Consider the following 19,281-nt stretch of genomic DNA (forward strand, 5'->3'; position numbering starts at 1 on the left):
TGATGGTCGCGGGGTGGTTCCGGCGCGATTCCGTGGCGATTCCGGCGCGATGGTGCCATGAACCATTCAGTACAAAATGCAGGTTGCGAACGCCCTGCTACACGGTGTACAAACACGGTGCGAAAGCCGTCGCTGAGCGTGTCGTTGCGGCACACCACGACCGCACTGCCGCGTTGCACGCGTATGACGGCCCGCACCGGACATCTGCAAAAGCGTCGAAAGACTGTACAAGGAGAATGCCATGCCCAGCGACTTGCCCACCCCGGAGGCCGCGCTGCGCGCCGTGTCGGTTCCTGAGCACAATCCGCTCGGCACCGCGGGCCTCGAATTCGTGGAGTTCGCCGCGCGCGAGCCGCAGGTGCTCAGCGAGACGTTCACGCAACTCGGCTTCAAGGCGATTGCGCGCCATATCAGCAAGGACGTCACGCTGTATCGCCAGGGCGAGATGCACTTTCTGCTCAACGCCGAGCCGGACTCGTTCGCCGCGCGCTACGCCGAAGAATACGGCGTGGGCATCTGCGCGATCGGCATCCGCGTGGCCGACGCGCAGCGCGCGTTCGACCGCGCGATCGAACTCGGCGCATGGGCGTTCGAAGGCGAGAGGATCGGCGCGGGCGAACTGCTGATCCCGGCGATCCAGGGCATCGGCGATTCGCACATCTATTTCGTCGACCGCTGGCGCGGCCGTGGCGGCCAGCGCGGCGGCCTCGGCGACATCTCGATCTTCGATATCGACTTCCGGCCGATCGAGATCGACACCGCGCACGCCGACTTGAGCCATGCGGGCATCGGCCTCGTGGCGGTCGATCATCTGACGCAAACGGTCGGCGCGGGCCGGATGCAGGAATGGCTCGACTTCTATCGCGATCTGCTGAATTTCCGCGAGATTCACGAACTGCACGCGAACTGGCATGTGTCGGCGGAATCGCGCGTGATGGTGTCGCCGTGCGGCGCGATCCGCATTCCGTTGTATGAAGAAGGCACGCGCCGCACGAATCTGATGCACGAGTATCTGCCGGATCATCCGGGCGAAGGTGTGCAGCACATCGCGCTCGCCACCGACGATATCTTTGCGTGCGTCGAGCAATTGCTGGCGAACGGCGTCGAATTCGTCGAGCCGCCGCCGCGTTACTACGAGCAACTGGATGCGCGTCTGCCGGGCCACGGGCTCGACATCGAACGGCTCAGGCGCACGCACGTTCTGGTGGACGGCGAGATCGGACCCGACGGCGTACCGCTGCTGTTTTTCCAGACTTTTGTGCGGCGTCGCGCGGGGGAAATCTTCTTCGAGATCGTGCAACGGCAGGGCCACCACGGTTTCGGCGAAGGTAATCTGAGCGCCCTCGCGCAGGCGCGCCAGGCTACCGGCGCCTAATCGGCATCGCTCTGGCCGGCCAGTTCGGGATTCACCGCGCTGTAGCTGGCCGCTTCTTGCAAGAGCCATTCACGGAAGCTGGCAAGCGGTTTGCCGTGGCTCAATTCGGTCGGATAGACGAGGTAATACGCCGAGTCCGCGACCGCCGGTGCGTCGAGCGGTATGACGAGTCCAAGCTGCTCGAGTTGCGCGTCGACGAAAAAGCGCGGCACCAGCGCGATGCCGAGGCCGGCCGCGGCGGCGCTGATCAGCATGGTGTGCAGCTCGTAGCGGACCCCTTGCATGGTCCGGTTGTCTTCCACGCCCAGCTTGGCGAACCACGACGCCCAGCCGTCCGGACGAGTAGTGGAGTGCAGCAGCGGATAGCCGAGCAGATCGGCGGCTGACTCGAGCGGCTGCGTCAGCAGACTCGCCGCGCACACCGGCACCACTTCTTCGCGAAACAGAAAATCCGCCGACGTGCCCGGCCATGTCGGTTTGCCGTAGTGAATCGCCGCTTCGAAATGCGTGTCCGCGAAAGGGAAGGTGCCGGTGCGCACGCCCATGTTGACCCGCACGTCGGGGTACTGCGCGTTGAATGCCGCCAGCCGCGGAATCAGCCATTGCGACGCGAAAGTCGGCAGCACCGCCAGTTCCAGATAACCGCCGCCGCTGCCGTGCGCGATGATCGACAGCGTGTCGCGGTCGAGTTGTTCCAGCGAGCGCCGCACCTGCGCGCTATAGACCTTGCCCGCCTTCGTCAGCACGACGCGCTGTTTGACCCGCACGAACAGCCGCACGCCGAGATTGCTCTCCAGCGTATTGATTTGCCGGGACACCGCGCTCTCGGTGAGGGACAACTCACGCGCCGCATGCGTGAAGCTTTCGTGCCGCGCGGCGGCCTCGAAAGCCAGCAGCGCGCCCATGTTGGGGATCTTGAACTTTCGCACGTTGATTCCAAAAACGCATCAAGTGGCGATTTTATCTCGCTTTACGCGAGGCCGGCGAATTTGAATAATCTCGCTCGAAAGATGCCGCGCTTGCGCCTTGAAGCCGCGCCGGCAGGTCCCCTTAAGCACGTGAACGCACGCCTCGAAGCGCCACCTGGAAAACCGCTATGCGAAACATCAAGAATGCGAATGTCGAACAACTGTTGCTGAAACTGCTCGGCGCCGAGCGGACGGCGACGCTGTTCGCCACGTTGAACCATCCGCAGGTATTGAACGAATGGGAAGACGGCGTCGTGACGCGTGCCGAACTCGCCCAGACGCTGAATATGGTGTTGTTCGAAGACCTGCTGGCGCGCTCCGCCAACGGCCGCCAATACACGCAGGAGACGATCGCCGCCGGCGGCAGCGTGTACTTCGACCACGGCGCGCTGCGCACGGTGCGCTGGCCGCACAACGGCGCGCTGCCGCCGGGAGAAGCCGCGTTCGCGCGGATTCTCCGTCCGCTTGGCTTCAGCATCAACGGCCGCTATCCGCTCGACCGTCTCGCCATGACCGGCCGCGCGTGGACCCATGACGACGCGCCCGACGAGATCGCGCAGTTCTTCGTCAGCGAATTGCACCCTGAGCGTTTCTCGGCGGAATTCCAGCAGGCGGTGACGAACGTGCTCGGCGCGTCGCGCGATCCGTTGACGCCGCAAGCCGTCGGCCAGTTGTGGGAGCTCGAGCGCGAAGGCGTGTTGCCGCTCGACGCGGCCCATGCGTTGCTGCCGGTGATCGTCGGTGCGTTTGCGCGGCAGCACGAGATGCCCCGCGAAGCCGATTACGACGTATTGTTGAAGGAATCGGCGGAAATGGCGTGGATCGCGACCGAGGGCAATGCGTTCAATCACGCCACCGACCGCGTCGCGGACGTGTTCAAACTCTCCGACGACGAAAAGGCGAAGGGTCGTCCGATGAAGCCGGAAGTCGAGCGTTCGCGCTCCGGCCGCGTGTTTCAGACCGCGTACCGCGCGGACATCGTGAGACGGGAATTCCGCGCGGCCGATGGCAGCACCGTGACGCGCGACGTGCCGGGCTCGTTCTACGAGTTCATCACGCGTAAGCGCACCTTCGATCAGGACGCACGCCGCTGGGAAACGGACCTGCGTTTCGACGCGGGCAACGCGCAGGGCATCTTCAAGATGACCGCTGGCCAGGCTGCGTGAATGCAGGGCGAGCGTTGGGCACAGGACATGAGAGACGCGGTGGGAACCTCAATCGATGACGAGCAGGGCGCGAGTGTGAACGCGATAGGCGCCGCAGAGCGGCGCGTCGCGCCGCTCGCGCGGCCGTTCAAAGGCACCGCCGCCGTGATGCAGGCGCTCGAAGCCGATCTGCGCCGCAGCGTGCGTGGCGAAGTACGCTTCGATCAGGGCGCGAAAGCGCTGTATGCGTCGGATGCGTCGAATTATCGGCAGGTTCCGCTCGCCGTCGTCGTGCCCGCGGATGTCGACGATCTGCTGGAAACACTCGCCGCCTGCCGCCGCAACGACGTGCCGTTCCTCCCACGCGGCGGCGGCACTTCGCAGAATGGCCAATGCGTGAATGTCGCCGTGGTCGCCGACGCGAGCCAATACGTGAATCGCGTGGTGTCGGTGGATCCGGCGGCGCGCGTGGCGATCGTCGAACCGGGCGTGGTGTGCGACACCTTGCGCGACGCCGCCGAACAGCACGGTCTCACGTTCGCGCCCGATCCGGCCACGCACAGCCGCTGCACGCTCGGCGGCATGATCGCCAACAACTCGTGCGGCGCGCATTCGGTGATGGCCGGCAAGACGGTCGAAAACGTCGAGGCGCTGGAAATCGCGACCTTCGACGGCGCGCGTTTCTGGGTCGGTCCGACTTCGGACGATGAACTCGCGCGCGTCATCGCCGCCGGCGGTCGGCAGGGCGAAATCTACGCCGCCCTCAAACACTTGCGCGACACCTATGCCGATCTGATTCGCGCAAAATTTCCGCGGATCAAGCGGCGCGTGTCGGGCTTCAACCTCGATCAACTGCTGCCGGAAAACGGCTTCAACGTCGCGCGTGCGCTGGTCGGTACCGAGGGCACTTGCGCGGTGACCTTGCAGGCGAAAGTGCGGCTCGTGAAGAGTCCGGCGAAACGCGTGATCGTCGTGCTCGGCTTCACCGACATCTACACCGCCGCGGATGCCGTGCCGCATTTCATGCGCTTTTCGCCGATCGCGATCGAGGGACTCGACCGCGCGATCATTCGCGGTTTGCAGGCGCGCGGTTTGAAGAAGGACGAGATCGCGTTGCTGCCGGAAGGCGACGCCTGGGTCGTGCTCGAATTCGGCGCGGACACGCACGAGGATGCGGTGCGCGAGGCGCAAGCGGCGGCTGCCTGGTTCGCGTCCGGCGAGGCAGGGCCGAACGTCTCGGCGATGCTTGTCGAAGATCGTGCGTTGCAGGCGAAGGTATGGTCGATCCGCGAAACGGGGGCATCGGCGGTGGCGTTGTCGATCGATCCGCGCACGCCTGATCCGGTGGTCGGCTGGGAAGATGCGGCGGTCGATCCCTTGCGCCTCGGCGATTATCTGCGCGCGTTCCAGGCCCTGGTGGATCGCTATGGCTACGAGACGAGCCTGTACGGCCATTTCGGCGACGGCTGCGTGCACGCGCGCATTACCTTCGACTTGCGCAGCGCGGCAGGCGTCGCGACGTGGCGCAAGTTTCTGCGCGAAGCGGCGGATCTGGTGGTCGAGTTCGGCGGCTCGCTGTCGGGCGAACACGGTGACGGCCAGGCCAAGGCCGAGTTTCTGCCGATCATGTACGGCCCCGAACTGATGCAGGCGATGGAGGAGTTCAAAGCGATCTGGGATCCGGCCAATCGATTGAATCCCGGCAAGGTCGTGCACGCCTATCGCGCCGATGAAAACCTGCGCGTGGGTCCGGCCTACCAACCGGTGAGCCTGCAAACGAAGCTGACCTTCGCCAGCCGGGAAGGCGACGGTTTCCAGCGCGCGATCGAGCGCTGTATCGGCATGGGCAAGTGCCGTTCGTTACAAGGTGGCACGATGTGCCCGAGCTATCGCGCGACCCGTGAAGAGAAATATTCGACACGTGGCCGCGCGCATCTGTTCTGGGAAATGCTGCAAGGCGACGTGATCGCGGACGGCTGGCAAAGTCGCGAAGTGAAAGAGGCGCTCGATACGTGCCTCGCGTGCAAGGGCTGCAAATCCGATTGCCCGACGCATACGGATATGGCCTCGTACAAGGCGGAATTTCTCTCGCATTACTACGAGACGAAGCGCCGCCCGCGGCAGGCGTTGTTCATGGGGCGGATCGGCGAATGGGCGCCGTGGGCGGCGCGCTTTCCGCGTTTGACGAACTTCATGACGTCGGCGCCGGGTTTGTCTTCGGTGGGCAAGTGGGTCGCGGGCGTGGCGCAAGCGCGGCAATTGCCGAAGTTTGCGACGCGAACGTTCAGGCAGATTGCGTGGCGCTCGCAGCAGACTGAACGTGCCACTCGCAGAGGCGACGCAGCGAAGAAAGTCATTCTGTGGGTCGATACGTTCAACGATCATTTCACGCCCGACATCGCGCAAGCCGCCGCCGACGTACTGACGCAAATGGGCTGGCACGTGGTGCTGCCGAAGAACCGTTTGTGTTGCGGCCGTCCGTTGTATGACTTCGGCTTGCTCGAACGCGCGCGCGAGTTGCTGACGAACATTCTCGACGACCTCGCCGATGACATCGCTGCGGGCGTGCCGCTGGTCGGACTCGAACCCGGCTGCTTATCGGTGTTCAAGGACGAACTGCTGAAGCAGCTGCCAGATCATGCTTTAGCCAAACAACTGTCGGCGCAGACTTTTCTCTTCTCCGATTTCGTTGCTCGCCAACCGTTCGATTGGCCGAGGCTCGACGCGGACGTGGTCGTGCATGGGCATTGCCATCAGAAGGCGCTGTTCGGCATGCAAGGCGATACCGCGTTGCTGACGAAGCTCGGGCTCAGATGGACGTTGCTCGATACGGGATGTTGCGGCATGGCGGGATCGTTCGGCTTCGACGCCGAACATTACGCGCTCTCGGGGAAGATCGGCGAAGATAAACTGTTTCCTTTAGTGCGTGGCGCGCCGAAGGAAACGATCGTGCTGACCAACGGTTTCAGTTGCCGCGAGCAGATCGAACAGGGCACCGGACGTCACGCGCTGCATATCGCGCAATTGGCGCAAAGGGCGTTGGCCGGCGGCGCGCTCGCAGGCGGCAAGGCGGGTTAGCGCCGCTGATGCGCTGGCGTTACTTCTTCGGCGAGTCGGCGGCGGGCGGTGCCTGGCGGATGTCGACACTGGTCGCCATCCATAGCACTTCGGCGTCTTCTTCGCTGGTGGAGACCGCGGCGTGGCCAGTGCGGCTGTCGAAGTAGAGGCTGTCGCCGGCGTTCAGATGCGTGGGTGCGTATAACTCGGAATAGAGGCACACGCTGCCGCTGATCACATACAGGAATTCTTCGCCTTCGTGGCGGCCCCAGTCGTCGAACGCGTCGAGCGTGTGCGCGGAGATGCGGATACGGAACGGCAGCATCGCTTTGTGCGCGAGGTCCGTGGCGAGCAACTCCATCTGATAGCCGCGGTACGCGTGACGCTGGCCCCCGTCTTTGCGGGTCAGCGCGCGGCGCCCGCTGGCGTTGACTTTCGGCGTCGAGCCGAACAGTTCGCCGATTTCGATCTTCAGACCGAGGACGATTTTCTGCAAGACGTCGAAAGTGGGGGACATCAGGCCGTTTTCGACCTTCGAGAGCGTCGAGCGGGAGACGCCGCACAGGCGGCTCGCGGTTTCCAGCGTCAGATCTTGCGCCTGGCGTGCAGCGCGCACGCGCCGGCCGAGGTCCGTGGTGGATTGCTCAGGCGGTTTGGTGAGATGCGTATCCATGGGGTGTGGGGTCAAATGCGCGCTTTGGGAGGCGTTTGGTGTTTCCGATCATAACATTTGGGCTGGGGTGGAGAGGCTGGCAGGGCTTGGGAGGGAAATGGCCGGCAGCTGTCAGGCGGATCGTCTGATGGTTCACGTGCTGGCTGGATGGCGGCTGAGCCCTACGCCAGGTGGCGCGGGGTGATCGGGTGGCGCGGTGCGAGTGGCTTGCGTGATACGCCTGCGCGTCGCTGCTTGGAACACGCTCGTTCGTCCGACGTATCGACGGATTTTTCCCATCGGAAACGCTCTTCTTCGAGATTCACTTGCCGGACTCGTTTGGCACGCTGTCGTCGCACACCCTATCGGATAAGATACGGCGCGCCACGCATTTTTCCGAACAGAAGGAGTGTTATTAGTGATTCAACCGACCAACGCATTCAAGGATAACCTCGCCCAACTGCCGGCCATAGACGGTATCGAGCGTATCGATCTGGTCGACGGCAAGGGCGCCTTGGTCGCGAGCATCGAGAACAAGCCGGGCAAGCAGGGCTCACTGGCCGTGTACCACTATCTGCGGCAGGTATTCGGCGCACTGGATGCCAAGGCCGCCGAGCACGGCCTCGCGGTGTTCGCCGAGCATACGGCCGACGCGCGCAACCGTCCGGGTGCGCACCCGAACGTCGATCGCTTGCTCGCGATCGCAGCCGGCGGGGCAGCGTTGCGAATCGAAGTCGTCGCGGCAGCCTGAGCGCTTAAACGGACACTCGAACGTCAGGTCCTCAGATGGCGGACATTCATGTTTCCACTCGGACGACTGTGGTAGGTTTGTTCGCCGTGGGCGACACACCTGCGGACAAGGCGATCAACTAGATGCGCCGCTCCTCGATCAACGCCCTGACGAGGTCGTCCGCAGTAGGCACAATCTTGCCGAAGTAAAGCCCGAAGTTCGACAGCGCGGCGTCATGCATGACCGGATCGCAGTCGGCGCATGCGTCCGAAACCAGCACGCAGCCGAATCCGCGGTCCGCCGCATCCCGGGCTGTTGTCTCGACGCAGCAGCTCGTCACCACCCCGGTGAATACCAGGTTTTTGATCCCCATACGATCCAGTACGTTCTGAATCTCGCTACCGTTAAACGCGCCTTGCGTTGTCTTGCGAATCACAGTCTCTCCATCCAGAGGGGCGACCTCCTTCAGGAACGCGTAATCCGGATTTCCCGTCCACCATAAGTGCTCGATACCGCTGGCCCTTTCCAGCATGCGCGACCATTCTCGAAACCGTGCCGGGCAATCGCGCATATCTCTGTATGCCGAACCAATTGCAAGGTGAATGACCGGCCTTCCCGTCCGGCGAAACGCATCGAGCAACGTTCGAATGGCGGGGAGGGTCGTGCGCTCGAGTCTTTCGACGTAGTAATGCATCGAGCCGGGCTCGATCGCCTCGCATGCCTTGACCCAGCCGCGGTCGGGCGCAGCGTCGCTGTACTGAACGTCGACCACGACTAGCGCCGTGGCTGTCCGGTCTGTGACGTCGATGCCCGGGATCGTCGATGACAGGCTTTCAAACGCGGTCTGCGCGGGTACTTGCATGTTCGAGTTCTCCATTCAGGTGGATGTACCGCCGTCGTGCGAGGCAGTACGTGTTGGTCGGCCACGCGGGACATCTGGCCCGCGGCAGCCATTGTGGATGGAGCGGTTGACGCAGGCATGCGGGAAAGCGACGGCCAGTTACGTCGCAGCGACACCCCTACCGGCCGGTTTTGATGATCGACGCGGCCGTGTCGCGAATCATCAAGTACCCGCTTTTTGAGCCTGGGCCTCTTCGAACGCGTCGCGATCGACACTGGCCCAGGCTTTCGACGACCTCGACGGACTTTGGCGGATCAGCGTCCGGTGCGCTCGGCCTCATCCGCCGCCTCGTAGCTGGCGAACAACTGGCATACGGCCCGCGCGTCGAGACAGCCATGTAGCAGTTCGCGAAACTGGTGGTCGCAGAAACGCTGGGCCACATTGGCCAGCAAGCGCAGATGCGTGCTGTTTGCCCATTCCGGAACTAGCAGGACCACCACGTCGCTCACAGGTTTGCCGTCCGGGGCATCGAACGGAATCGGCTTCGCGGGGCGAACATAAAACGCCATGGCTCGGCGCAGCGTTTTGATCTGACCGTGCGGCACGGCTACGCCCTGGCCGAGGCCAGTCGAACCTAGCGCCTCACGTGCCGCGAGCCCCGTCGTCACGCTCGTTGCCGGCAGCCCGTAGTGCTGCTCGAAGAAGTGGCCAAACTGCGTGAATAGCGTCTCCCGGTCTGCGACGTCGAGACCGAGCAGAACATGGTCCGGAGAAAGCAGCTGGGCAACGGTGTCGCCTTCTGCGGCCGTGTCGATTCGATGGCCGGGCGAATCGGCGCGCGGCGGAGACTCGGCATGAATCAGATCGCTCCAGGCGTCGGTGGGCGCTTCGGGGATTTCAAGCAATTGCCCGACCTCGGCGGCCGGCGCCAGATGCGCGACCCGCTGAATGGCGGCGTTGACTGCGTCCTTGGGCAGATAGAGCGATAGCTGCACGCGCCCCGTTCCGTGCAGAGGCGCGACGCGAATGGTCCACGGCTGATCGCCGCAGTCGCGAATCAGCGCCTGACGAAGCGGTGTGGCGTGTTGGGCGTCCAGGGTGACGCGCATCATCACATTGCGGCCCGGCGCGGACCGCGATGGGCCATGGGGCGGGGCTTGGCCCAGCCCAAGAAGAGTCCGCAGACCAACCCGTGCGCGCGTCATATCGGCCCCCCGTCCGCTGCTTGCTATCAGACTAGCCAAATCGGCGTTAAGGCGGCGTAAAAATCGCGGCTACTTGCAGCCGAACGTTGTTCGGCATCGCGTGCGCCGCCTCTTCAGCCGACTCGTTGTGACTGGCTACCTCACTCAGTTCACATCGTGCCGCCGGTGGCGTTGGCTGTGCCGCCCGTGCCGGCTGAAGTTTTGGCCGTCGTCGTGAACGGATGAGCGAGACCGGCCGCTGACAGCAGCGAGACGGCGGCCGGATCGGGCATGCCATTGGTGTCGATCGCGCCTGCTGTCGCCAGTGCGCCGAGGTCGCTGTCGACGCCCGCTTGCCCAACGATAAACGGCGTCGACAGAAACGCCGGTGCCGTCAGCGTGACCGCGTAGTGCTGCTGCAGATTCGTGACGACCGCCGATTGCGCAGCCAGCACATCGGTCTGGTTGACCAGCACCTGCTGGAACTGTGAGTTGTTCGGCAAGTCCGCAATCAGACTGGCCTCGCTCGTGCCAAGTTGCGAAGCGAGGTAGACGAGCATCAGCTCGGTCTCGGGCGTCGTATTGAAGGTGCCGCCGGCAAATGCCAGCGAATGCAGCGTCGTGCCGCCGGAGGTTACGGTGAGGATGCAGGGAAGGGTGGCGTTGAACGTGATGCTGTAGTGTCCGCCGCCGTCCGACAGGGTGGCGCCCGAACTCCGTGCACAACTGAAGCTGACCGCCGCGCTGGCGAGCGCCTTGCCGGTGGCGGCCGTGCCGGATAGCGCGACGTTTTGCAACCCGTTTCCGCCGCCGCAGTTGTCGAAGCCAACACAGAAGCTGCCGCCGCACGCGACGAGCGTTGCGAGCGAAGCCACGCAGAGTGCAGCCAGCACCGGGCGAACGAAACGCGCATGGTGAGTGTTCATGGCTGCCAGCCGTTGATGGAAGGAGATAAGGCGACCGACACCCCACGCAAAGGGACGGCGCTATGCTTAATTCTAGGCCCGATGCGCCGAAACCGTGTGTCGCGTCAATCGCATTTGGCGCGCTATCGGTGCGGATTCAACCGGTGGATGCGACACACTAACGACTGCACGAGCAGCAGGCGTGTTGCAGATGCAGCAAAACGCGGTTCGAACTTACGCCGATCGTAAATTGGCTCCAGTGGAGGGGATTCGTGACGCTTTTCGACGAGATTGCTGGCACGTCTCTGAATAGAGGTCAAGCAAGCAGACGCCTGAACTATCCTCGATTTCTGATTGGAAACTTCCTGATCCTTACGGGTGCCCGAGATAAGGGGCACTCGCATTTGCAGACCACTGGGAGTCTGGTGTCGACTACGGCTTAAGATGGTCAAAGGCTAGAGCGTAAGGGGCGTGGCCGTAAGGCCACGTCTCGCGGTTGGCGAGGGGCGTGCGTAATCCGCTGCGCCGCGTCTCGGTAGCATCGAGGGAGATGCAATCAATGGACACAAGAAAATCCTCGGCATTCAGCGCGCTCCTGCCAGTCAGGTCGGCACGCGATGGCGGCAACGACTCGAACAGCGGCCTGACTGGAACTGACCCAGTCGACATCCCAGCCCCAATCATCCCAGCCCCAATAGTCAAAGGCACCCATACCTTTTCTTTCAGCCTGGACGGCGCAAGCTTCCTGCTCGACGGCAAGCCCTTCCAGATCCGCAGCGGCGAGATGCATCCTGCCCGCATCCTCGCCGAATACTGGCAGCATCGCATCCTGATGGCCAAGGCGATGGGGATGAACTGCATCGCGCTCTACGTCATGTGGAATTACCACGAAACGAGTCCAGGTGTTTTCGATTTCCGCACAGGGAACCGCGACATCGAGGCATTCATTCGACTGTGCCAGCAGGAGGGGATGTGGGTATTGCTGCGGCCGGGTCCCTATATCTGTGGCGAATGGGATCTGGGCGGCATTCCGTCGTACCTGTTGAGTTATCCGGACATTCAGCTCAGGACCGACTCCGCCAACGATCCTCGCTACATGTCGGCGGTAGCTCGCTACATCAGCGAGCTGAGCACGCGCATCGGACCACTGCTGGTGAGTCGCGGTGGACCGATCCTGATGATCCAGATCGAGAATGAATTCGGCTCATACACCAGCAACCCGGCTTATCTCGAAGAGATACGGCAGCTCTGGCTTCAGGAAGGGATACAGGGGCCGTTCTATACCGAAGACGGCATCAGGCAGCTTGAACAGAATCGCACGAACGTCACCGGTGGCGCGATTGCATTGAGCAATGGCGATGCAGCGCAAATCGCGGCTGTCCGGCGGGAATTTCCGGCCGTTCCGGCGATGGCCGGTGAAGTGTATCCAGGGTGGCTCACCCATTGGGGCGACGAGACGCTCAAAGGTACGGCCGTCGATATCTCCGGCACGCTGGACGTGCTCATGCAACTGAAGCTGTCGTTTAACCTCTATGTCATTCACGGAGGCACCAGCTTTGGCTTCTATGCCGGCGCAAACGTGGATGCCGATTCAGGCGAATATCAACCCGACATTACCAGCTACGATTACGCAGCACCCATCAGCGAGCAAGGCGTGGCGACGCCGAAGTACATGAAGTACCGCCGCGTCATCGCCCGCTATCTCGCGACGCCGTTGCCCGATATACCCAAACCTGTCCCGACGATCAGCCGCCAGGGAGGTCGGGCCTTGATGCCGGAACTGTACGCGTCCATTTGGGACAACCTGCCTGCCGCGCTCCCAACCGCGCAAACGGTCGACCCACAGCCGTTCGAGCTGTACGGCCAGGCGTTTGGTTTCGCGCTGTATCGCAAGAAGCTGCAGGGTCATCGCGGTGGTGTGCTGGATTTCAAGGAGGTTCACGACTACGCGACCGTTTTCGTCGGCGAACAATACGTAGGCGGCGTGTCGAGAGCGCTCATGCCGGAGCACTGCGCGCAGCCGCTGAATGTCATGCACCACGCGCCGCTTACGGTTCCGTTTGTGTCGTCGTCGCCGGACAGCGGCGTATCATTGGAAATCCTCGTCGAGGGAATGGGGCGCGTCAACTATGACCACGCGATCATCGACCGCAAAGGCCTTCTCGAACCCGTCACGCTGCAGGATGCGGGAGGCTCGAGCGACACGCTCACCGGCTGGGAAGTCTTCCTGTTGCCGATGGATACCGCCTTTATCGCGAACTTGCGCACCGTCTGTTCGAACCTCCTTAAGGCCGGACTGTTCTTCAAGGCGACCTTGCCGTTGGATACAGTCGGCGACACCTATGTCGACATGAGCGGCTGGACCAAAGGCGTGGTCTGGGTCAATGGGCACAATCTCGGCCGCTACTGGAATATCGGTCCGCAAAAGCGCCTGTATTGTCCAGCACCCTGGCTGAGGCAGGGTGACAACGAGATCCTCATCTTCGATCTCCATCAGATTGAAGCGAAGCCGGTTGAACTGGCGCGCACGCTATCGTAAAGAAGGCGCCTTAAGCCAACACCGGGACATCCGCGGCCACTTCGATTACCCTTCGCCACCGGCCGGCACCAGCTCCAAAGTGAGTACTTCGAAAGGCCCGAGTGGGATAGTGTGCGGCTGGTCCGCGTCTAGCACCGGCGGAACATGCGAGGTATGGCCATGCCATAAGCTGCGCGTCGCGAATCGTCCCGCCGCGCCGGCCGGCAACTCCAATTGGCGCTGCAAATCGAGCACAAAGCGCTTCGCTCGGCGGTCGGGATTGCGCAGCGTGATGATCGCCTTGACCGGCGACCATGCGGCCCAACCGTACACCTCGAGCCGGTCCGGCGCACCGCCAATCCAGTGGCTGTCGCGCAGCACGTCGGCGTTCGCCCGGGCCCACCTGGCAGACTCGGCGAGAACGTCCCAGTCTCCGTCGCTCAGCAGCGACGGCGTGATGTACAGCTCCTGCAGTTGTACGCCGCTGCCGAAGTACGAATGCACTTCATTTGCGAAGTCCTGGGCTCGAGCGGTGTTCAACCGTTCGTTGCATTGCGCGTAGATGACGCCGTGGAGCATCAGCGAGTTAAGCGGAAACAGCGGACTCCCGAGTACGACGTTGCGATAGGTCTGTGCGTCGCGATAGGTCGTCCAGCGTTCGCGGTTGCTGCCTACGCCGTCCAGGTCGTCATCCTTGCCGCCGCGCCAGATCGAGTCGGTGTGGCGCAGCCAGAACGGCGACGGATACGTGCCGACGGTGAGGTTGATGAATGTATCGGGTCTGGCGTCGCGGATGTCCTCGATCAACTGGATCGCCGCGTCCCAGTCGCTGCTGAAGTTGCTGCCTGGGATTACCTTGTCGACATTGCCGGCGCCATCGAACTTGAACTGATTGATGCCGTGCTGCGTGAGCAGTTCCATCACGGCTTCATGGAAGCGTCGATAGTAGATCGGCCCGGACAGCGCGAAGCAGCCATCGATGATCTCGTATCCGGCGGCGCGGCCCCGCGTCACGCGTTCCTGCCGCGTCGCGCCATAGCCACCCCACGGCGATAGCCACACGCCTGGCGCCGCGCCGTACCGGGCGGCGGCGTCGCGCAGCGGCACGAATCCATGCGGAAAATCCTTGCCGAAATGCCAACTGCCGCTGTAGTCGTCCCAACCGTCATCGAACAGGAAGGAGTCGAGTTGTACGCCGCGCTTGTCGTGCAACTCGCGGCCGATGTCGTCGATGCGTTCGAGCGCTTGCTGCTGCGTGTACGGCGTGAGGTAACCGATGTCGTACCAGCAGTTGTAGTGCAGGAACGGGCGGTACGGATGGGCTCGTTCGCGTTCGAGATAGGCCGCGAAATCGCGGCGTAGCTGGCCGTCGCGAGCCACACCCGCCACCGCCGAGAAGACTCTGGTCTTGCCTTTTTCGAGCGGCAAGGCCGGCGACAGGGTGAACCTGACGGTGTTGCCGCGTACCTGGCTTTCCGACAACGGAAGCTCGAAACCGAGGTAGACGTTGCCCGCGACCACAGGTGTTCCCCTGAACTCGCCGGCGGTTTGCGCACCGGACGCCTGCGTCTCCAACAGCGAAACGGTGGCAATGTGTTCGTCCTTGCTGATTGCGGTAATCGCCACTTGCAAGCGCAAGTACTGCGAGCTTTCGCGTTGCTCCACGCTCCACTCCACTCGCAGACGATCCTGTTCGTCACCGAGGATGGCACGCACGCGTCTGCCGACGATCCGTTCGGCCAGTCGAGACGCTTTGGGATTGGCCGTCAGCATTTCTTCGCGCAACGGCGCAAGCAGCTTCAGGTCGGCAATGCCCAGTGTGCGACCGTCGGCCAGCGAGAGCGCGAACGGCGCGGTGACCGTCAGCGTGCGCGAATGCATGCGGTCGGTCAGGGTGAAATCGGCCAGATGCTGTTGCCTGACGGTCCAGTTCAAGGCGATCGCCGCGTTACCGAAAGAATGCCAGGCACCGTTCGTCTGGGACGCGGGCATGCCCGGATGCGTGGACACAGTTTCTTTGGCGTGCATGGAAGGAGCCCAGGATAAGGCGGGTGCCTGATCCATAGAGTACTTCGGGTGGATTCGGCAAGTGCATGAATTCTTGCGGTTTGCATGACTTGGGTGTCTCGAAGCAGTACCCGGCCGCGCTCGAGCAGCTGCACATTTGCTCATCCCTACCCGCCTGTCACTGCACAGTTCATCTGAAAACAGGTATCGCGTGGAGCACCCTTGTTCACATTTAGCGCTGCTCGGGCTGCGGTTTAGCGCGTTTGCCTGTACTGGAAGCGCGAACAGTTCAACTTTTCCCGCGGATCGCCGATATACCGCTCGAGCGTGGCGTTGAGCTGGACGGACGTGACACTTGCTGGAGCGTCGAGCGGACAAGGACAGTTTCCTGCGAAACGCCGCTCGCGGAACGGGCGAGCGGCACCACGCACGCCTCGAAGACGCCTTTTCCCGATCGAAGAATATTCCAGCCCATAGCGCGCATGTCCGCACGACAAGGAAGGCGGCCACAGGAACAATCAGGAAGGCTCATCAGGTTGTCAACGCTGCGAGCATGGGCTAAACAACCGTAATCCCCCGATTCAGGTGCCTCTGGAGGGCACGCTTCACGATCATGAAACGAATCTATGCTACGTTGCTCGCCGCATTGCTGATCGCTACGCTTGCGCCGGAGTGCCAGGGACAGTACACCACCGACTGGGTGGCGAACACATTTGGGACCAACGCCACCCGCGTGGGTAGCGTCGCGCGCTCCATGTGGATAGCGCCCGAGGGCGTCATCTACACGGCTTCCATGTGGGACGAAAACGAAGGTGGGGTCGCGATATACCAGAACGGGCAAAGCCTGGGGTCCATAGGAGGTCACGGCGATTTTCAGGGCAGCGCCATTACGGGTAATGCCACTTCGATCTTCGCCGCTCTGCATTTCACGACCACCAATGGCAGCGGCACGGTGGGACGGTACAACCGAACCACTCAATCTCGCGACTTCCTCATATCGGTCAGCGCGACAACGACTGAGCAGCGGGCTGACGTAATCACGGGACTCGCGACGTCGGGCGCGCTCCTTTATGTGAGCGACTTTCCTGGCAATCGCGTCCGCATCTACACCACCGACGGCGTCTGGCGGCAGGATGTCGCCGTCTCAGGCCCTGGCGCGCTCGCGGTGGACAGCGCAGGAAACATCTGGGTTGCGCAGAAGAGTGCGGGTGCGATCCTCGAATACAATCCGGCCGGCGTGCTCGTGAACACTATCCAGATGTCCGCTGCCTCCCGGCCGTCCTCGCTGTATTTCGATTCGTCCACCGGGTATCTCATGATCGGCGACCAGGGGCCCGACATGAACATCAAGATCTATAACATTTCGGGCACTCCATTTCTGGTCAGTACATTTGGCATTCAGGGGGGATATCTCGATACGACAACGGGAATCAAAGGTCAGGTTGGTGACAAGCGTTTTACCCGCGTCACCGGTATCGGCAAAGACGCCGCCGGCAACGTGTACGTGCTCAACAACCCGTGGGGCGGCAGTTGGGACCTCGGCCGCGACGGCGGCACCGACATTCACTCTTACGACAGTTCTGGCCACCTGCGATGGACGCTTCAGTCTCTCAACTTCGAGGGCGTCGCCGCTTCCGACCCGTCTACTGACGCCGCGTACTTCTATGGAGGCACCCACATCTACGCAGGCACCGCTGGGGGAACCTTCGTAGCGAACACAGTCGATCCGATCGACTATCCATCCGATCCACGCATCAACATCAACGATCGCTCACGGGATGAGCACTTCGGTCAACTTGCCACTGTCGGCACCAACCGGATCCTCGTGGCGTCCGGCCAGAATCCCGATACGTTCTACTTTTTCCACTTCAATGCCGCGAATGGCTACGTCGCCATACCGGACGCCACGCTTCCGGGTACCGCGTTTTATACGACCGCACCGGCCAGGGACGGGTTCTGCCTCGACAGCAAAGGGGACGTCTGGGCCGGTTTGGACAAGACGAATGCCATCTGGCACTATCCGCTGACCGGCTTCGATGCCAACGGCCAGCCGAGTTGGGGAGCAGGAGTCGCAACGCCCATTCCGGGCACGATCACGCCATTGACGCGGATCATCTACCTGCCGGAAAGCGACACGATGATCCTGGCACAGGGCGTTGTCGGCAGCACGGACTGGACGTCGATCGGAACGCGGATCGAGGTGTATCACGGCTGGCTTGCAGGCAACACGATCGTTCCCAATCCGGTGATCAACCTCACCAGCCCCAATCCCAAGTCGATCACGGCGGCAGGCAACTATCTCTTCGTCGGATACGTACACACCGTGCCCAACGTCGATGCCTTCAATCTCATCACAGGCAGCCTGGACACCACGTTGACCAACAGCAACCCCAACGCCGTGTACGTCGGCAATGACGTGGATTCGATGTACGGCCTTAGGTCGTACCGTCGGTCGACTGGGGAGTATGTGATCACGAAGGACAACTACAACGGGTCCAGCGTCATCATTTATCGCTGGACACACTGATTAACCGTGCTCGTCGTGGCGACGCCCCGGCGGGCACCTCACGTCATGTCAGCTTATTGACGTTGTTTCTTTCCACTGGCGGCTGGTCGCGACGGGTCATTTCCCACGCGTAGCGAAGGTCCGTTTGCAGGTGAGAAAAACCGGAGGCGACCCGAAGCGGTCCTTCGGTTTTGCAGATAGCGGAATGCTCAACGGATCGTCGACGCCTTACCGGGGAACCTCTCCTCGAACGACACCTATCTCTTTTCGCGGTCCTTCTCAAAGGCTAATCGCGTCCAGGTCACTCCCATGTCACGGTTCGCTTGCTGAATGGATTGGGTACGGAGATTGAGCACGGGTTGCAAATCCTGGATCCTCGCGAGCTGGATGGTTTCTTCCGCCGAAACGTCAAACATGCGCCTGCCTTGCGGAACGGGCCCATGTCGCAGCGACATGATCAGCACACCACCTGCGCCCACAAGAGAACTTACGTTAGGCATCGCCCGACGACGCTCTTCCTCATCAAGGTGCATCCAGACCGCTGTGAGCATCACCACGTCAAATGTTTCGCTCCTCGAAAGCAGGATGGCAAGATCGGGGAGGCTGTCATCGATCCATTCAATCTCCGTCGACGGATGCAGATCGATTCCGGCGACGCGCAGTTCGTCGACCGGTTCAACGGCTACGACGGTGTGACCCATTGCCGCGAACGCGGCCGCATCCACTCCCACTCCTGAACCAACGTCGAGAATTCTCGACGGGATCTCTGGTATCAGGTGCAGAACTGGCTTGTGTTGGTCGGCAAACGAGATGTTCTGCCATTGCTTGACAAGAGGCTGCGCATTCTCCGCGTAACCTTCTGTGCCGCTTACCTTAACGGACATCGATGGCGCCCCACATTTCACTGGTTTGCGAAGTCAGTCTGCCGGATTGGCCGGAATTTGCCTGCTGGCGATTACCCACGCCTCATTTGCAACGACGTGTCAGTCGTATTGACTACGTGAAACCCAAGACGGTGGTAGAGGTTTATCGCCCTATTGCCTTTCAAAACACTTAGCGCGACGGAGACATGAGCGTCATCTGCCTGCCGTAGAAATTCACCGACCAGCCGGGCCGCGATGCCGCGGCCCTGATAGGTCGGCAAGATTTGAATTTGCAAGATGGTCCATTCATTCGGATCTCGAAAGGACTTGAACAGGCCGATTTTTTCCGACCCGCAACACACTATGTATGCGTCATTGAAGCGATAGCGAAGACGTTGCCAGTGAGTCTGCTCGTCAGCGGGCTCGCCGGCTCGTTCAAGATGCTCGTCCATCGTCGCTTTCCGCAAATCGAACAGGAATGGCTCGTCTACAGGAGTCGCTGGGCGTAACGTGATTTCGGGATTTTTCAT

14 protein-coding genes are annotated in these 19,281 nt (G+C 62.0%); 6 read left to right on the forward strand and 8 right to left on the reverse strand.

Going from position 1 to position 19,281, the window contains the following annotated elements; genetic code table 11:
- Positions 1-241 precede the first annotated feature (241 nt).
- Complete coding sequence (locus tag DLM46_RS28950; protein WP_115106253.1) at positions 242-1,375, forward strand: 4-hydroxyphenylpyruvate dioxygenase family protein; 1,134 nt, start codon at positions 242-244, stop codon at positions 1,373-1,375.
- On the opposite strand, the gene DLM46_RS28955 is transcribed toward DLM46_RS28950, so the two are convergent.
- Entirely contained in the window at positions 1,372-2,304 is a 933-nt protein-coding gene (locus tag DLM46_RS28955; RefSeq protein WP_208866346.1) for a LysR substrate-binding domain-containing protein, read from the reverse strand. The two genes, DLM46_RS28950 and DLM46_RS28955, sit on opposite strands and share 4 nt — an antisense overlap.
- A gap of 167 nt (positions 2,305-2,471) precedes the next feature.
- Here DLM46_RS28955 and DLM46_RS28960 point away from each other — a divergent pair, with 167 nt between their 5' ends.
- Together DLM46_RS28960 and DLM46_RS28965 are read left to right on the forward strand one after the other, a co-directional pair.
- Positions 2,472-3,509 (forward strand): DUF1338 domain-containing protein, encoded by a 1,038-nt coding sequence (locus DLM46_RS28960; protein ID WP_115106257.1) that lies wholly within the window; start codon positions 2,472-2,474, stop codon positions 3,507-3,509.
- A 39-nt stretch (positions 3,510-3,548) separates the two neighbouring features.
- Positions 3,549-6,566: an FAD-binding and (Fe-S)-binding domain-containing protein gene (locus DLM46_RS28965; RefSeq protein ID WP_115106454.1), complete on the forward strand. Its 3,018-nt coding sequence runs from the start codon at positions 3,549-3,551 to the stop codon at positions 6,564-6,566.
- A gap of 19 nt (positions 6,567-6,585) precedes the next feature.
- On the opposite strand, the gene DLM46_RS28970 is transcribed toward DLM46_RS28965, so the two are convergent.
- Positions 6,586-7,218, reverse strand: a complete 633-nt coding sequence (locus DLM46_RS28970) for a helix-turn-helix domain-containing protein (RefSeq protein WP_115106260.1) — start codon at positions 7,216-7,218, stop codon at positions 6,586-6,588.
- Between the two features lie 397 nt (positions 7,219-7,615).
- Here DLM46_RS28970 and DLM46_RS28975 point away from each other — a divergent pair, with 397 nt between their 5' ends.
- Entirely contained in the window at positions 7,616-7,948 is a 333-nt protein-coding gene (locus DLM46_RS28975) for a DUF2322 family protein (protein WP_115106262.1), read from the forward strand.
- A gap of 118 nt (positions 7,949-8,066) precedes the next feature.
- Here the strand turns inward: DLM46_RS28975 and DLM46_RS28980 are convergent, their stop codons facing one another.
- From DLM46_RS28980 to DLM46_RS28990, 3 genes are all read right to left on the reverse strand, one after another.
- Positions 8,067-8,789 (reverse strand): cysteine hydrolase family protein, encoded by a 723-nt coding sequence (locus DLM46_RS28980; RefSeq protein WP_115106456.1) that lies wholly within the window; start codon positions 8,787-8,789, stop codon positions 8,067-8,069.
- Positions 8,790-9,082: 293 nt separating this feature from the next.
- The gene (locus tag DLM46_RS28985) at positions 9,083-9,880 is read right to left on the reverse strand and encodes a PTS sugar transporter subunit IIA (RefSeq protein WP_244306404.1); all 798 of its coding nucleotides are present in this window, start codon (positions 9,878-9,880) and stop codon (positions 9,083-9,085) included.
- 242 nt (positions 9,881-10,122) lie between these two features.
- Positions 10,123-10,878 (reverse strand): hypothetical protein, encoded by a 756-nt coding sequence (locus tag DLM46_RS28990; RefSeq protein WP_115106267.1) that lies wholly within the window; start codon positions 10,876-10,878, stop codon positions 10,123-10,125.
- A gap of 661 nt (positions 10,879-11,539) precedes the next feature.
- Here DLM46_RS28990 and DLM46_RS28995 point away from each other — a divergent pair.
- Positions 11,540-13,396 (forward strand): beta-galactosidase, encoded by a 1,857-nt coding sequence (locus DLM46_RS28995; protein WP_244306411.1) that lies wholly within the window; start codon positions 11,540-11,542, stop codon positions 13,394-13,396.
- Between the two features lie 45 nt (positions 13,397-13,441).
- Here the strand turns inward: DLM46_RS28995 and DLM46_RS29000 are convergent, their stop codons facing one another.
- Positions 13,442-15,403, reverse strand: a complete 1,962-nt coding sequence (locus tag DLM46_RS29000; protein ID WP_425274024.1) for an alpha-galactosidase — start codon at positions 15,401-15,403, stop codon at positions 13,442-13,444.
- A gap of 592 nt (positions 15,404-15,995) precedes the next feature.
- Here DLM46_RS29000 and DLM46_RS29005 point away from each other — a divergent pair.
- Entirely contained in the window at positions 15,996-17,909 is a 1,914-nt protein-coding gene (locus DLM46_RS29005) for an SMP-30/gluconolactonase/LRE family protein (RefSeq protein ID WP_115106272.1), read from the forward strand.
- A 236-nt stretch (positions 17,910-18,145) separates the two neighbouring features.
- Here DLM46_RS29005 and DLM46_RS29010 read toward each other — a convergent pair whose 3' ends face one another.
- Together DLM46_RS29010 and DLM46_RS29015 are read right to left on the reverse strand one after the other, a co-directional pair.
- Positions 18,146-18,772 (reverse strand): class I SAM-dependent methyltransferase, encoded by a 627-nt coding sequence (locus DLM46_RS29010; protein ID WP_115106274.1) that lies wholly within the window; start codon positions 18,770-18,772, stop codon positions 18,146-18,148.
- A 71-nt stretch (positions 18,773-18,843) separates the two neighbouring features.
- Positions 18,844-19,281 carry a GNAT family N-acetyltransferase gene (locus tag DLM46_RS29015; protein ID WP_115106277.1) on the reverse strand — a complete coding sequence of 146 codons (438 nt, stop codon included), beginning with the start codon at positions 19,279-19,281 and terminating at the stop codon, positions 18,844-18,846.

The organism is Paraburkholderia lacunae (genome assembly GCF_003353175.1).
Classification (GTDB): domain Bacteria; phylum Pseudomonadota; class Gammaproteobacteria; order Burkholderiales; family Burkholderiaceae; genus Paraburkholderia; species Paraburkholderia lacunae.